Genomic DNA, 14032 nt, shown 5'->3' on the forward strand with positions numbered 1-14032 from the left:
CAGATCGAACGAGCCGCGACACACGCTCGTCTTCCACCACATGGTGAAGGAGGCCGAAGCGTTCGCGGCCGGCCTTCCCAGCGTCGCCGCACAGCTGCACGCCGCCGACCCGGAGCCGTACCCGCGCACGATTTGGGCGGACTGGCTGTGCGGTGACCACAAGCCTCTCCACCGGCGGCGTCTCCTGGGTGAGTTCGCGGCTGGGGTCGCCGCGGACGGCACCGTGGTGGAGAAGTGCTTCCTGTGCTCGGTGAAGGTGTTGGGCGAGGGCGTCGATACCAAAAACTGCGACTCCGTGTACTGGGCGGACGTGCACGGTTCGATGCCGGACCTGGTCCAGGCGGTGGGCCGGGCGCTGCGGATGCAGCCGGGCGAGGGCAAGGTGGCAAGCCTGGTGGTGCCGGTGCTCCTCGGGCCCGGGGAGACGGCGGACAACATGCTCACCTCCCGGGCGTTCGGCGGGCTGGCCAAGCTGCTGGAGGCGCTGCGGGCCCACGACGCGCGGATCGTGGAGAGCCTCGCGGAACAGCAGGTCCCGAGCCGCTACAAGCCCGTAGCGAAGGACGAGAGCGGGAAGAGCACGGGTGGGAGGGGTGGGGGCTCCGGGGGCGTCAGCGCCCCCGCCAGGGCCCTGCTGAAGTTCTCCACGCCCCGCGACCCGGCCGCCCTCGCCGCGTTCATCAACCTGCGGGTCCTCAACCCGGAGCACGAGCACTGGCGGCGCGGCATCGAGGCCGCCGTCATCTACAGCCGGCTGCACAGTGATCTGAAGGTTCCGTTCACCTACCGGGTTCCGGCCGGGGACGACCAGGCGGTGGAGGCCGAGGGGTGGCCGGCCTCGCTCGCCCGGTTCCCCCTCGGGCAGTGGATCGCCGACAACCGGCGCTTCTACACCCGCGGGGACATGGACACCAGCCGCGCCGCCCAGCTGGAGAAGCTCGGCATGATCTGGTCGCACTTCGACGTCGCGTGGGAGGAAGGACTCGCAGCGGCGCGCGGGTGGGCCGAGGTGAACGGGCACCTCCTCGCGCCACTCGATGCCGTCCACCAGGGGTACCGGGTGGGGATCTGGCTGAAGAACGCGCGGGCCGCCGCCCGGAAGGCGGCCGAGATTGAGCAGCGGCGTGCCGAGGGCCTGCCCGTCCAGTCGTCGGCCGGGGCACTGTCGGACACGCGGCGCGAGCAGCTGGAGGAGATTGACCCATCGTGGTGCCCGGCCTGGCCGGTGGAGTGGCAGCGGGCCTTTCATCTCGTCCGGCTCCACCTGGACGCCGGCGGCGAGCTGCCCACCGCGGCGGGCAGACGCCGGCGGCGAGCTGCCCACCGCGGCGGGCGTCGTCCTGCACCAGGGCGAGGACCTCGGCCGGTGGGTGACGTCGGTTCGGCACGGGTGGGACAAGCTGACAACCGTCCAGCAGTGGATGTGCGAACACGTCCTCGGCATCACACCCGCCACCGAGGACGAGAAGCCGAAGCGCCGCACGCAGGCGGACAAGTGGGGCATGAACTATGAGGCCGCCCGCCAGTTCTTCGAGCGCGAGGGACACCTGCGGGTGCCGAGGAAGCACGTAGAGCGAATCGTCGGCGAGGACAAGGAAGATCGGGAGCTCCGGCTCGGGGCGTGGATCGGGAACCAGCGCAGCCGCGCCGCGACACTCACCCCCGAACGGGTTGAGCAGCTGTCCGCGATCGGCATGCGGTGGTCTTAGCAAGCTCACGATGGTCGTTTGTGGAGCTCGTGCCAATTGGTTCGAGCTCCGAAGCTTTTTGACGGCGAAAAAAATAGTCGGCCAGGTGTGACGTTCTTAAGTCCGCCCTGCATAAGAGCGACTGAGCGCGTACAACCAGACTGGTGTCTCCGCGCGCGCGACAAGTCTGAAATATGGGCCAGTCGAGGGGACATCACAAACCGGGGTGGGTTCTAATGTCTGACACAGATGTGATTGCGGAGGCCGTGGACAGCCTCCTTACTGACCCTCGCACGCTGCGTATCCAGCACGATGCCGCGCTCGTCGCGGATCTTGCTCTGGGCGGCTTCAAGGGCATTGAGTACCAGGTGTTCGAGGATCGTCTCCTCCGGGACAGCATGCCGATCCTGCGTGGCATGCTCCGCTCGGGCACGTTCATCACGCTCTCCGTGCAGAGGTACGAGAAGCTGAGCATCCCCTTCTTCGTGAGCAGCGAGAACCGGCAGCTCCTGCACAGCAGCGACGCTGAGCGGGACGACATCATCGTTGACGTCCTGATGCACGCACGGAAGACGTTCCGGACGAGGGCGCTCCTCGAAGGCGGCTGGAATCCTAACTTCAAAGGCCCTGAGGGAGCCTGCTGCCTGATGACCTACTTCATCGGCAGGTGCATGTGGGACTTCCGCCGTGTCTACCTTCGCTGGGTCAAGGAGCGGGAGCGCATCGCGCAGGTGGAAGCCGCCCTGCTTGAACCGGAGGCGTTCTTCCGTCTGCTGACGGCTCTGCCTCACCACGGTGAGCCCGAGGCCATCCTGTTTTCGGGGGCCTTCGCGGAACTGCTGGAAGCCCAGCCGGCCGAGACCCGGGCCGTGGTGCGTCTGACGTGCAAGGGGTACGCGGACGGGGAGATCGCCGACCGGCTCAAGTCGACGCCTGGCGCCGTCCGCACCCGCCGGTACCGCTTCAAGAAGGTTCTCTATCAGGCCGCCAGCGAGCGGAAGATTTGGATCCCTGCGCAGTTGCACGTCAACGGCGCCCGCGAGCAGCAGCGGAGCGTCGTATGAGCATGAATGGCCTCCTGTTCCTGTTCCTCACTCTGGCCGTGCTCGGTATGGCGGCCATCCTGGCGGGAGTGATCGGCTTCGGAGTCGCCCGGTGGGCCGGCTCCCCTATCCCCGACGCTGTGGTCCGCGGCGCTATCGTCTGCGCCGGGACCTTGACCATCGGCATCGCGGTGCTCGCGGTGCTCGTCACCGCCATGCGATAGCCGTCTACGTCGCACGTCACACACGCGCTCCTGCGCCCCATTACCCATGTACGCCGTGGAGGCCCCGACCACTAGGTCGGGGCCTCCACGCCGTCTCCGGATAGAACAGCCGCCGCCACGGGCACTCGACTCATCCCACATCGGTCAGAAATCAGCAGCTCTCTAGTCGCTCCATGACAGCAGAATCAGGCGGCAACCGCCTCATGACCAGGTGCGCAGAACCCACTGAGCCCACACGATGCCCACCATCAGACCCACTCACAGCAGGCGCGCTGAGGGGAGGATGCGGACTCGTAGCAAGCCGTCGTCTCCTCCGGTCGCGTAGAGGCGGTTGTCCGGAGAGAATGCGGCCGCATCGACAACTCCTGTGTGTCCGCCGAGTGGTGCTTCGATCTCGCGCCAGGTGGCGGTGTCCCAGAGGCGGACGACGTGATCGCCTACTTCTTCTTCTCTATCGATGTGGCCACTGACAACTGCGAGGAAACGTCCGTCGGGTGAGAAGGACATTGTGCTCACTCGATCTTTTTTGCAGCTCAGGGGCTCGTGGATCATCTCGCGGCTGTGGACGCTCCATAGCTGGACGTCATGGCTGGCCGTCGCCAGGAGCTGTCCATCGGGTGAGAAAGCGACTGCGGACACTTCTTCTGCGTGGCCTCGAAGCGGCTCGCCCAGCTTCTTCTGCTTGATGGGGTCCCACAGGTGGGTAACGCCGTTCGGATGGCCCGTGGCAAGTAGTCCCGTGGCAGAGATCGCGGGCTGCGCGGTCAGACTGCTGGCCCAGGGCTTCCCAACTTTGCGGGGCTGAGTCACTTCTGCGAGGTCCCACAGCCGTATGGTCCGACCGACGGTTATGAGGTGGCGGCCATCGGGTGAGAAGAGCACTGTCGTGACAATGTCGCCGTGGCCCTTCAGAGGGTCGGCAACCAAGGTGCGGCTGGCTACGTCCCATAGGCGTACGGTCTCATCCTGGCTGCCGGTTGCAAGAAGGCGACCATCCGGCGAGAACGCCACTGTACGAACAACGTCGGTATGTCCCAGAAGCGGGGCCGCAGCCTTCTGCTGAGTGACCGTGTCCCATAGCTGAGCCGTTTTCGCCCCGTGCCCTGTGGCCATCAGAGACCCGTCCGGGGAGAAAGCCACAGCCCACACTCCCCCAGTGTCAGAGGCGGTGGGGCGCAGTTCCAGGTATTCGCCGCGACGCATAGCAGCCAGCACGACTTGTTCCGCCAAGCCGCCAGACGATGCCATTGGATGCAAGTCGGGGCCACAAGGGTCGGGGGTCTTCCTGTCGATCTTCGCTTGCTCCTTCAGAGCCTGGAGTTGTAGCCAGCGATCGCGCCAGGCGGATAGATCCTTGTGCTGGCGTGTGGCGATCTGTCCGGTCTCGTACGTGAGCAGCACTCTGACGATGGTCATGTAGTAGTCGAGCCCGGGCAGGTCCTTTCCTTTCAGGGTCCCGCTGATTCCGGACTCGGATAGACGTCGGCCGCCGTGGGAAGCCCGAGCGGCGATCTCTTTCCCCGTCGGGGAGCCGTGCTCGGCCTTCAATCTGCGCAGTTCTGCAGCGGCGGCCCGCCGCTCTACCTCAAAGACCCCACGTTCTGCTGGTGAGGTACTCGTCGTTGGTTGCACCATCAGCCTCCCCCAGTGGCAAAAGTTCAGGTTAGAGCGATGCCGCTGGAGCATGTCGGAGAACTCCGGATTTGGCTGCAGAACAGTGAAGACTGCTGTCACAGAGGTCTCCCTGCAGCCGTTTGCGCGCTTTCCCACGCAGTACTGGATCCGGGGCCAGGCTGCGGTGAACTGATCTCGCGGGCAGACGAACAGAGCAGGGGGAACAAACCCCAGATCTAGTCCTACCGTGTTGTACAGCTGAACTCGTCTCCACCCGGAGCAAGTTCGACACGGCGTTGGTCGTTGCCCAAAAGGGCGACGGCCCCCTGCGCGAACAGGGAGCCGTCTACAGAAGACCGAACATCCCCGACGAAGGAGAAGCTCATGTCCAAGGGCGAGCGTACGGGCAACACCCAAGCCCCGGGACCCCCCACCCCGTCCTCAGGAAGCCGGTGGGCCGCACGCGCACGGCGAGTACGGAACGAGGCCGGGCTCTACCTGATCCGCGGCGCAGCAACCGCCGTCGGCGGCGCCATCGTGGCGTACGGCACCGTCTGGCTCCACGCCCGCGGCTGACGACTTGGGTGGGCCGGGGGGAGACCCGGCCCATCCGCTCAGGGCGTCGGCAGCCGAGCTAGGTGTTCTTGACCACGCATTCGGCGATCCGCTGTGTCACAAGGGACTGGACCTTGTCCTCGGCCATCCAGTAGAGATCGGACTCGGGGTCGTCGCAATGCGGAGAGCTCGGTGGTGTTCAGTCGTACCGAGTTGCGTCCGTCGTCCCGGGGACCGGGGATGCTGAAGGTATGGCTGATCGCCTTGGGCAGGATCCACACGGGGTGGGAAAGGTGCCCCCGGACTCCCTCGACTTCGGCGATCTCACCGCTTGCCTCCAAGGTGCGCAGTGCGGTCAGGACCGAGTTGCGTGACGCGTTCGCCTGCTCCATCAACCAGGTGCTGCCCGCACACACGACCAGGTGAGGCCCTGTGGCCTCGCGTGCGAGGGCAAGCAATACCACCCGGGCGGTGCCTTTTGAAGCCGACCGGGTCCAGACCCAGTCCATAGCCTTCTTACTCAAGGTAGTCGCCTCTCCGACAGTTCGGGCCTGGTATCTCGGGCAGAACGCATCTTGCCAGCCAAAGGGCTACCTCTCCGAGGCGATCACCGGTGAGGGCGGAGAGCGGGACGCAGCTCTCTGTCGCCGCGCTCCACGAGATCGGCCACACCATCGACAAGAAGCGCACCCGGCAGGTCCTGCACAACCTCGCTGGGGACGGCATCCCACGGCGGCTGGACACCGATCGAGCTGTCTACCGCCCTGCTGACGACGCGGAACAGTCGGTCACCGGCAGGCCGAACCCGCCCGGCGCCAGCCACCTCTCGTTGTTCTACAGCCTGGGCATGGCCAGGGTGGTGACAAGCTGGCCGGCCTCAAGGCGGTGGGTGAGGTCGAGACCGCTGTCGATCAGGGTGAGGACGGAGTGATGCCGTGCGGCGGGGATGGCGGCGATCTGGTTTCCGTCGCGGTTGACCCTGATGGTCGCCGGCTTCTTGCCGGGGTGAGTCAGGGTGACTGGCCCGTTTCCGGTGCCCGGGTCTACCTGTGCAAGAGGGATGGTCACGGGACGACCGCGCAGCAGTTCGTTGAGTGGGTTGGACGGCTTGCTCACGTAGTCGAGGAGGTCCTCGACTTCGTACGTGTTGGCCTTGTACGCGGTGGTCCAGCCGTCGATCTGCTGATCGGCGACCCAGGTGCGGAGCTGACCGGAGCCGATGCCAGCTTCCGCTGCGGCGCGGCCGATCTGGTGGGCCAGGCGGCGGGAGGTGATGCCGGAAGTCAGTAGCGTGATGGCCTGCTCGGTGTCGACGCCGTGCCGGATGTGCCAGGCCGTTTGTGCGAACAGGCGGGGCGTGGTGGGTGTCAGAAGGGGGTGGGTGTTGACGAGGTTGACCAGGGCGCCGGCTGTCCAGCTGATCGCGTGTTCGAATGCCTGCTTGATGCTCTGGACGGTCAGCTCCAGCATCTGGGGATGGGGCGCGATGCTGTCGGGCATCCAGATGCGGGCCAGTTCCGGGATCGAGGTGCCGGAGATCCAGTCCCGGACCGCGTCGCCGATCGGCACGTCGACGTGGAAGCTTGGGGTCTGCTGGGTGGTGAGCTTCCAGCTCCCGATAGTCTCGGGCGTCAGTAGAAGGTCTGTGAAGGTGCCCTGTTCGGCAAGGAAGTCCAAGGTCTGCTCCAGCGGCCACTCGGGCGGCCCGAAGAAGACGCTGATCTCGTCCGGAGCGCCCTCGGGAACCGCGGAGGCGACGAGTTGCTCCGCAAGGCGTCTGGCCACCTGGTCGAGGAAGCGGGCGGATCCAATGCTGGTTCCGGTGCTGGCCCAGCGACGCGCGGAGCCGGGGTCGGTGGTGTCGTAGACCGTGGTGACCTTCTCTGCGAGCGCCATCCAGCGGGCGGGAACCGAAGGATCGTCGGCCTGCTCCATCGCAAGCAGTGATCGCACCGGGTCCAGCCGGTCGCCGGGCGTGTGGAGGGTCTCGGCGTGGGTTTGCAGGACGAGCCACACGAACGTGGCGAAGTCGGCCGCGACGGTTCCCACCAGGCCGAACAGGCCGTCGAGGGAGTTCTGCATCTGCCATTCGGCATGGGCCAGTGACTTCAGGGCGTCTTCGCTGAGGAGTTCGGAGGTGACGGTGAGCCGCTCGGTGTCGGGGGTGAGAGTCTCGAACTCTGCGGCCTGGGGCGGGTAGGGGCGGGTGAGGATGACCCATCCCTCGCTTTCGCGCCCGGCCCGGCCTGCCCGGCCGATGGCGTTGAGCAGTTTCGCGGGACTGAGGCCGTGCTGGTTCCCGTGTGTGGGGTCACCATCGACCGCGTGATTGATGATGACGGTGCGCACCGGGAGGTTGACGCCGTCGGTGAGGGTGGTGGTGCTGGTGATGGCCAGCAGGTCTCCGTCACGAAGTCCTTGTTCAACGGCGTTGAGGACGTCGTCGGGAAGGTCGGCGTGGTGGAAGGCGACGCCGTGGCGGGCGCAGCCGACCAGGGGGTGCTGGTCGCCGAGGGTCTCGGCCAGGAACTCGGTGAGCGCCGCCGCCTCGGAGCGGACGTCCAAGTGTTCGGCCATAGCTTGCGCGGCGTTCCTGGCGATGTCCTTTTTGGAGACGACCATCAGGACGCTGCCAGCACGGGTCAGTGCGGCGGCGCCCGCAGCGAACACCTTGTAGTCGGGGATGCCGTCGAGCTTGGTGGCCGCCTTCCACTGCGAGGAGTGGGGGGAGGCGTACGCCCTGGTGCCAACGCCGGGGGTGGTCAGGCCGAAGGTGCCGCTGGCGGTGGTCGGCCGGACGTCGAGCCGGGAGGCCACCGGCACAGTGGCCCGGGTGGTGGAGGGCTGCTTTTTGCTCGGCCTGCGCGGGGTGCGCTCGGCCCGATCCTTGAGCAGCTGCGGGTACATGAGTCCGTGCAGGCGCCTCGGGCCGCGCCAGTCATCGGTGAAATACACCTCCTCCGCCGGCCGCGTCGGGTCCAGCCACGACGCCAGGGCGCCCCGGTTGCCGACAGCGGCGGACAGCAGGACCAGCCGGATGTCGGGGCGGGTCCGCAGGAGGGCGAGCAGGCTCTCCAGCACGAAGCCGCGCCGGCCCTGCGCGAGGTGGTGGGCCTCGTCGACGACGATGAGACTGACCTCGTCCAGCGCTGCGCCCGGGTTGTTGCGGATCGTGTGCATGAGCCGCTCCGGGGTCACGATGTCCACGTCCCCGACGAGGGAGCCGCCGCCGTCGGCGAGCGGGAAGTCGGGCTGCTCGGCGACGAGCTTGCGTTCCAGCAGCCGCAGCCGACCGCGCAGCGCGGCCCGCATCTCCCGACCGAGGCTGCGCATCGGCGACACGTAGACCACGCGGCCGGGCTTCTGTGCCAGGTGGGAACAGATCACCAGCTGGGCCATCAGCGTCTTGCCCGCGCTGGTGGGCACGCTGATCAGGCTCCGGCCGGTGGCGGGGTCGACCGGGTTGCCCCGCTCCAGGTTCAGCAACTGGCGCTGCGGGCGCCACAGGGTCATCACCGGCGGATCGGACATCGCGAAGGTCCGGGCGACCGCGTCCGGAGTCCCCTCCGGAAGGAGCGTGTAGAGGCTGCTGGCGGCCATCTCGCCACTCAGACCGAGGAGGTGGGCCGCGACCCACCGAGCGGTCGGGTCACCGCGGCCCGCGCGCCCGTCCAGCACGCTGCCCAGCAGGTCCTGTGCCTCGTGCAGGTGGTCCGGATCACCGAACGAGAGGAACCGGCGGAGAAAGTGAACCGCTTCGACAACGGCCTCGGCGGGTCCGTACATCGTGCCCGCCAGCGGATCGCCGTCCATCAGCGTGCGGAGCTCCGCGAACTGGCGGCGCCAGGCGGACAGGACCCGGTTCAGGTCGGGCCGGTCGAACGCCAGGAACACGACACCGGCCTCCAGGGCCAGGGTGTCCAGGTGCGCCGGGAGCGGGGAGATGAAGTCCACCAGGTTCCTAACCTGACGGTAGACGGCGGTGGCGTTGGGCTCCTGCTCGCACCTGCGATACCCGGCCTGGGCGGCGAAGGCGATCCTCAGCCGCTCGGTCGGGGAATGCCGCTCGTCGGCCAGGGCCAGGTCCATCACGTGCGCGCTGACCGCGAGGGCCCGCCGGGTCCGCACCGGGTCGAACCCGGATGTACCGGGCTCGACCGCGGCCAGTCCGTGCAGGAGCCACGCCGTCGCCAGCACGTCGTCCGGGATCCCCTGGTCCCCGCCGAAGGCGGCGATCTCCAGTTGGGTGATGGCCGCCAGCAGTTCCTGCGCCGACGGTAGGACCCCGCCGGGGCGGTGTTCTCCGAGGGCAGTCGCGAGTACAGCCGGGTCTAGAGTGCGGTCCACACGTACTCCCTCACCTCATGGGCAAAGTCCTCAAGATCGTCGATCGCCACCACCAGGCCCTGCAGCGCGCCGGGGTGGTTGTGGGTGGTGAAGTGCTCGTGCGCGAGGTGGAAGGCCTTCGTCGGGATTGCTGTGGTGTTGAGCGCGACGCTGACGCCGCCGCCGGCCGACTCCTCCTCATCGACCCACTGTTCGGCCAGACTGCCCACGAACTCACGGGTGTCGTCAGCGAGCTGTTTGTCGCCCCAGGAGAGCATTCCCAGGTAGGTCGCGCCCTTGGTGCTGAGCTGCGTCCAGCCCTTGTAGATCGCTCCACTCGGATCGTCCGCCTCTCCGGTGTACTTCTTCATCTCCCACAGACGGAAGGAGAAGCCCCGGGCGGTTCCGTCTTCCTGGTGGACGATGAGTCCGTCGCCGCCTCCGTCGTTGACGGCTGCCTTCGGTGGTCCGAGGATCTCCACGGGGCGCGCTGGATCCTTGGGTAGGTCGCGGGTCAGGAGACACCAGAGCCACTCGCCCACGTGCCCGGCCAGCCCGTGGTTGCCCTTCTTCTTCGCGGCTGCCGCTTCGAAGACGGGCTCCGCGAAGGCCTTCACCAGGACGTGGTCCTTCCCGGTGAGCTTCGTCTCGTTCAAGGTGGCCTCGCGCCACGTTCCGTAGGTCCGTTGGCGCCCGCCTGTGCGTTCCCGCATGATCTCGTCAGCGATGATCCACGCGGCGGCGGCCCGGTCCTCGGGGCTGCTGCTGAGGGTTACGACGAGCTCCCAGGTGCACGTCTGGTCGTCTCCTCGGGGCTCCCGCCGTACCAGGTCGGATATCTGTCCACCGACGGCCGCCGCTCGGGCCAGCGCCTCCGCAGGCGAAACATCCACCAACCCGAACCCCCCGGCTCGTCCCACACCACCCGCGCCCTACCGGGGCCGAGGCAGCCCTCGGCAAGGTTCACCCTATCGAGCGGCCCGCACCGGCGGTCCTGATCCGTGTACTCCAGCAGCCAGTGCAGCCTCGTCGTTGCTCGATGTCGACCCCTGCGGCGTCGAAAAGGCCCTCGGCGAACTGCAGGATCGACACCAGGGCGAGAACTGCCGGAGACAATGCCGGCCGACCCCGCTGGGGGAACAGGTCGGCGAAGTCCTCGTGCCAGAACAGCTCGCCCAGCGCATCCCGGACTCTGATCGCCAGGCTGCCCTGAGGTAAGGCGGCTTCGGCGATCCTCCGCGTCGTCTCCGGAACCCGGCCCGATCCGCTCGTACGCAGCGACACTGACGCCTCCCCGACGCTGTCCGTCCCCCGGCAATGACGCCGGACGCTCGGATCAACGACGCCGGACCGCGTACGACGACAGTGAGAGTGGCCAACAGGGTCACAGCCTGCTGCCAAGGCGAAACGCGGGTGGCGCACCTGGTCAAGGGGTCGGTCGACAGTGCGGGACACCGGGGCGCGCACGAGAGTGTCGGCCATCGCCGGGTGGTGCGCACCGGTGCGGCCGGCCACGCGGGAGTGGTGCGCATCGAGTGGGCGGGTTCAGAGGCGGCACACCTGCTCAATTGAGGGCACCGTAGTCTGAGATGGCTGTGGGAATCACGCTCTCCGGCCCCCGGGACTCGCTCCGCCGACGATTGTCTTCCTTCTTTCTCCTAGGGTGCTCATCGGACGCCGAAGCCGCCGGGCCCGGCCGCCTAAGGGGGGCGCATGAGCACACCCGAGTACGAGTTTTGGAATGACCTTGCTGTCCGCCGTCCGGACGACGTCCGGATGATCTCTGGCAGACGGGTTCCGTTTTCCTGGCAGATGGAGAAGCGCGTTGCGCATGTCGACCGGCTGATGAACAGGACTCTGCCTGCGGATTTCCCGGACCCGGTCGAGCGTGGAGGCACCGACGACGTGTTGGCCGTGCTCGCGTTGTCGGAGTCGATCCGGCGCGATCTCATTGCCCGCCGCGCGGGCGACATCCGTGAGGCTATCCTGCTCGGCGCCACCTGGTCCGAGGTCGCGGCCGCGATCGACACCACACCGGACGAGGCCCGCGCCATCCTGCGTGACTGGACGGAGCGTCAGCACGACCTCTATCAGATCGCTGCCGGGCAAGAAGACACCCAGCGACTGGGCATCGAGGAGAACCGCCACGCCGCAGTGCTCGCCCTGATCCAGCTGGCAGACGACCAGCGGACGGAGACCGGCACGCATGACTGACCGCCTGTACCTGCGCCGCTCCGCGGACAAGTAGACCGACGCCCGCCAGCCGCCCGCCTTGTCCAAAGCGGAATTGGCCAACAGGGTCCCGGGCCCGTGTCAAGGACAAACGCGAGACGGCACCGGCACGGATGCACGGCATCGTCCGGCGACGCGAGCACCCCCAGGACGATGCCGTGCATCGTGAGCGACGGGTGTACGGCACCCGGTCCGCACCGGATGCACGGGAGCCGGAGTGTCCAGCATCGCCGGACGATGCCGGACACTCCCCGCCGGTGGAGAGCACTCCGCCCACGGGCCCAGTCGGTGGGCTCCACGCGCCGGATCCGCTCAGCGGCCGGTCCCTGGGCCGCGGTGGGGTCCGGGCTGCTGCGGGTGGTGCGCCTGCTGCTCGTCCGCGCGCACCGGCCGCGACGGCTCGTCGGCGTCGCCCGGTTCGGCGAACTGGGCCGCTCTCTCGCGGGCCTGCTCGCCCACCCGCCTGGACGCCTTCTGGATGTGGCGCAGCTGCTCGGCGGTGAGGTCGAGGGATTCGACGTCGGTGCGGGACTTCTTCAGGGCCCGCACAGCGGTCAGGTCGACCGCTTCTCGGGGTTCGGTCTCCGGCTCTTGGTCGTCATCGTCGCGGTCGGGCTCGGCGGCCGGGGGCGGGAGGAGCTGTTCTCGCATGGCGGCCTGCTGATGCGCGATCACGTCATACCCCTGCCCGGGCGCGGTGAGGGTGGTGCGGAGCTTTTCTCGGAGTACTCCGGCGGCGATGACGGCCCGGTCGTAGCGGAGCGGGACGCGGGGGATCTCCCACTCCCCCAGCGTTTGGTCCGGGAGTTGGGGCGTGGCCGGGGCGCCCGTGTCGGGTGGGAGCTGGTGGTCCTCGGCCGGGATGGCCAGCCGTCGGCGGGCGGGTCGGAGGTCGGCGTCGGTCCAGAGGGTGGTGTAGAGGCGGTGGGCCGATGTACGGGCGCGCAGCGTTCCCGAGTTGGTGATGTCGGCGCAGTGCGTGGCGATGGCCGCGTCCACGACCTGGTCGTCGAGGCCGGGTTCGCGGAGGCGGCCTCGCAGGACGAGGGCGAGGTGGCGGCGGGCTTCGGCGAGGAGGTGATGGCGTTGGAAGGTGCCGTCCTTGTTCATCACGAACACGACCGCGGCGACTTCGACGGCCGCCAGGGCGAGGTCGACCACGGCCGGGATACGGGCCCGGATCGCCGCCGCAGCAGTGCGCGCGAGGTCGAGGAGGGAGTCGATGAGCGCGTGGCCGAACCTGCGGACCGCGCTCTCCCGCCAACGGGCGCGCAGTTCGGCGAGGGATCGGGCCACCGTGCGTTTCCGGGGGCGGGTCTGGCGGGCGGCCATCTTGTTGAGCTTGGCGCGGGCCCGCTCGGACACCTGGGGCGCGAACTTCGGGTTGCCGTCGTCGTCGATGGCGGTGACGTACTCGCGCTCCAGGTCGGCCAGGCAGGCGGCGATCTGGTCGCTGCGCCGGGCCGTCCAGGCGATGAGTTCGTGCGGCACCCCGGAAATCTCCATCACAGGGCGGCGCCCGGGGGTGACGGTTCGCGGCTCGGACGCCACCCCCAACGCCACCGCTTCCGCCGAGCCGTCACCACCTTCGTCCACGACCTCCGCACCGGCCGCAGCTTCATGGCGACGTGTAACCCAACCATGATCCACCAAGCAAGATCACTTTGACGACAGACCCTAGGCGCCGCGGCGACGGGTTGGCGGGACCGGCGCAGGGTGCGGACCGTACGCCCACCGGCGGGCACAGAGTCCAGTACGGTAACTGTCGGCCGAGGGGCCGGAGAGGCGGTGTTCCATGGGCGCGGAACGCGACCCGGTACGGCCCGGGGCACAGGGGTCCATCAACCCCCTGTCCGGCACCGTCCACGGCCCGTCGGTGCAGGCGGGTGCCGTGCACGGCGGCATCACCTTCAACTACCAGCTCGCGCACCCCGGGCCCCTCGCCGGGGACCGGCCGGCTGCCGCCTCGGCTCCGCTCAGCACGGCGTCGGCAGTACCGCGAGCAGGGTCAGGACGGTCAGCAGCGGGCCCGCCGCGGTGAGCCCGGTGGCCGTGCCGTGCCGGGCGGACTCCCAGTCGTTGCCGCCGGCACGGCGGCTCAGCCAGCCCACCAGCAGACCGATGAGCACGCCGATCACGACGATCAGCCACAGGTAGGGAAACAGTGCGAGGAGCCGCTCGGCGGGGGAGAGCGGAGCACAGGCCGCAGCGGACCCGCCCCCGGCGGCGGCAGCGGACACCGGGTCGTGGAGCACTAGGACGGGTACGTGGACCGTCCAGTAAGCGATGCGTCGAAGCAGCGAATTGGACATGGGAACCCTCTCGGGGAGTCGGTGGCGGGGCGATGGCC

General features: G+C 68.2%; 10 protein-coding genes and 2 pseudogenes. 6 read left to right on the plus strand and 6 right to left on the minus strand.

The genetic code is table 11. The features are described 5' to 3' along the window. Positions 1–4 precede the first annotated feature (4 nt). The 3 genes and pseudogenes from ABZ348_RS31960 to ABZ348_RS31970 all read left to right on the plus strand — a co-directional run. Positions 5–1709, plus strand: a pseudogene (locus ABZ348_RS31960) (Helicase associated domain protein); the annotation flags it as partial. 215 nt (positions 1710–1924) lie between these two features. Continuing rightward, complete coding sequence (locus tag ABZ348_RS31965) at positions 1925–2752, plus strand: hypothetical protein (protein ID WP_358939040.1); 828 nt, start codon at positions 1925–1927, stop codon at positions 2750–2752. Beyond that, positions 2749–2955: a hypothetical protein gene (locus ABZ348_RS31970; protein WP_358939042.1), complete on the plus strand. Its 207-nt coding sequence runs from the start codon at positions 2749–2751 to the stop codon at positions 2953–2955. Before ABZ348_RS31965 ends, ABZ348_RS31970 begins: the two co-directional genes overlap by 4 nt. A 258-nt stretch (positions 2956–3213) precedes the next feature. Here the strand turns inward: ABZ348_RS31970 and ABZ348_RS31975 are convergent, their stop codons facing one another. Further along, positions 3214–4689: a WD40 repeat domain-containing protein gene (locus ABZ348_RS31975; protein ID WP_358939044.1), complete on the minus strand. Its 1476-nt coding sequence runs from the start codon at positions 4687–4689 to the stop codon at positions 3214–3216. A gap of 264 nt (positions 4690–4953) precedes the next feature. Between ABZ348_RS31975 and ABZ348_RS31980 the strand changes: the two genes are divergently transcribed. Further along, positions 4954–5145, plus strand: a complete 192-nt coding sequence (locus ABZ348_RS31980) for a hypothetical protein (RefSeq protein ID WP_358939046.1) — start codon at positions 4954–4956, stop codon at positions 5143–5145. An 813-nt stretch (positions 5146–5958) separates the two neighbouring features. Here ABZ348_RS31980 and ABZ348_RS31985 read toward each other — a convergent pair. From ABZ348_RS31985 to ABZ348_RS31995, 3 genes and pseudogenes are all read right to left on the minus strand, one after another. Further along, positions 5959–9471 (minus strand): DEAD/DEAH box helicase, encoded by a 3513-nt coding sequence (locus ABZ348_RS31985; protein WP_358939048.1) that lies wholly within the window; start codon positions 9469–9471, stop codon positions 5959–5961. After that, positions 9456–10343, minus strand: a complete 888-nt coding sequence (locus ABZ348_RS31990; RefSeq protein ID WP_358939049.1) for a hypothetical protein — start codon at positions 10341–10343, stop codon at positions 9456–9458. The genes ABZ348_RS31985 and ABZ348_RS31990 overlap by 16 nt, the downstream gene beginning before the upstream one ends. A gap of 163 nt (positions 10344–10506) precedes the next feature. Beyond that, positions 10507–10734, minus strand: a pseudogene (locus tag ABZ348_RS31995) (IS5/IS1182 family transposase); the annotation flags it as partial. Positions 10735–10863: 129 nt separating this feature from the next. Here ABZ348_RS31995 and ABZ348_RS32000 point away from each other — a divergent pair. Together ABZ348_RS32000 and ABZ348_RS32005 are read left to right on the plus strand one after the other, a co-directional pair. After that, positions 10864–11022, plus strand: a complete 159-nt coding sequence (locus tag ABZ348_RS32000) for a hypothetical protein (RefSeq protein ID WP_358939051.1) — start codon at positions 10864–10866, stop codon at positions 11020–11022. Positions 11023–11163: 141 nt separating this feature from the next. Further along, entirely contained in the window at positions 11164–11664 is a 501-nt protein-coding gene (locus ABZ348_RS32005; protein WP_358939053.1) for a hypothetical protein, read from the plus strand. Positions 11665–11994: 330 nt separating this feature from the next. Here the strand turns inward: ABZ348_RS32005 and ABZ348_RS32010 are convergent, their stop codons facing one another. Next, positions 11995–13278, minus strand: a complete 1284-nt coding sequence (locus tag ABZ348_RS32010; RefSeq protein ID WP_358939055.1) for a relaxase domain-containing protein — start codon at positions 13276–13278, stop codon at positions 11995–11997. 380 nt (positions 13279–13658) lie between these two features. Further along, entirely contained in the window at positions 13659–13994 is a 336-nt protein-coding gene (locus ABZ348_RS32015) for a hypothetical protein (RefSeq protein ID WP_358939057.1), read from the minus strand. Positions 13995–14032: the final 38 nt, after the last annotated feature.

This window comes from Streptomyces sp. NPDC005963 (assembly GCF_040638655.1).
GTDB lineage: Bacteria > Actinomycetota > Actinomycetes > Streptomycetales > Streptomycetaceae > Streptomyces.

Bases quoted from the DNA above. Each gene is read 5' to 3' on its own strand.
- ABZ348_RS31965 (WP_358939040.1), top strand. From the start codon at position 1,925: ATGTCTGACACAGATGTGATTGCGGAGGCCGTGGACAGCCTCCTTACT.
- ABZ348_RS31970 (WP_358939042.1), top strand. From the start codon at position 2,749: ATGAGCATGAATGGCCTCCTGTTCCTGTTCCTCACTCTGGCCGTGCTC.
- ABZ348_RS31980 (WP_358939046.1), top strand. From the start codon at position 4,954: ATGTCCAAGGGCGAGCGTACGGGCAACACCCAAGCCCCGGGACCCCCC.
- ABZ348_RS32005 (WP_358939053.1), top strand. From the start codon at position 11,164: ATGAGCACACCCGAGTACGAGTTTTGGAATGACCTTGCTGTCCGCCGT.
- ABZ348_RS32015 (WP_358939057.1), bottom strand. From the start codon at position 13,994: ATGTCCAATTCGCTGCTTCGACGCATCGCTTACTGGACGGTCCACGTA.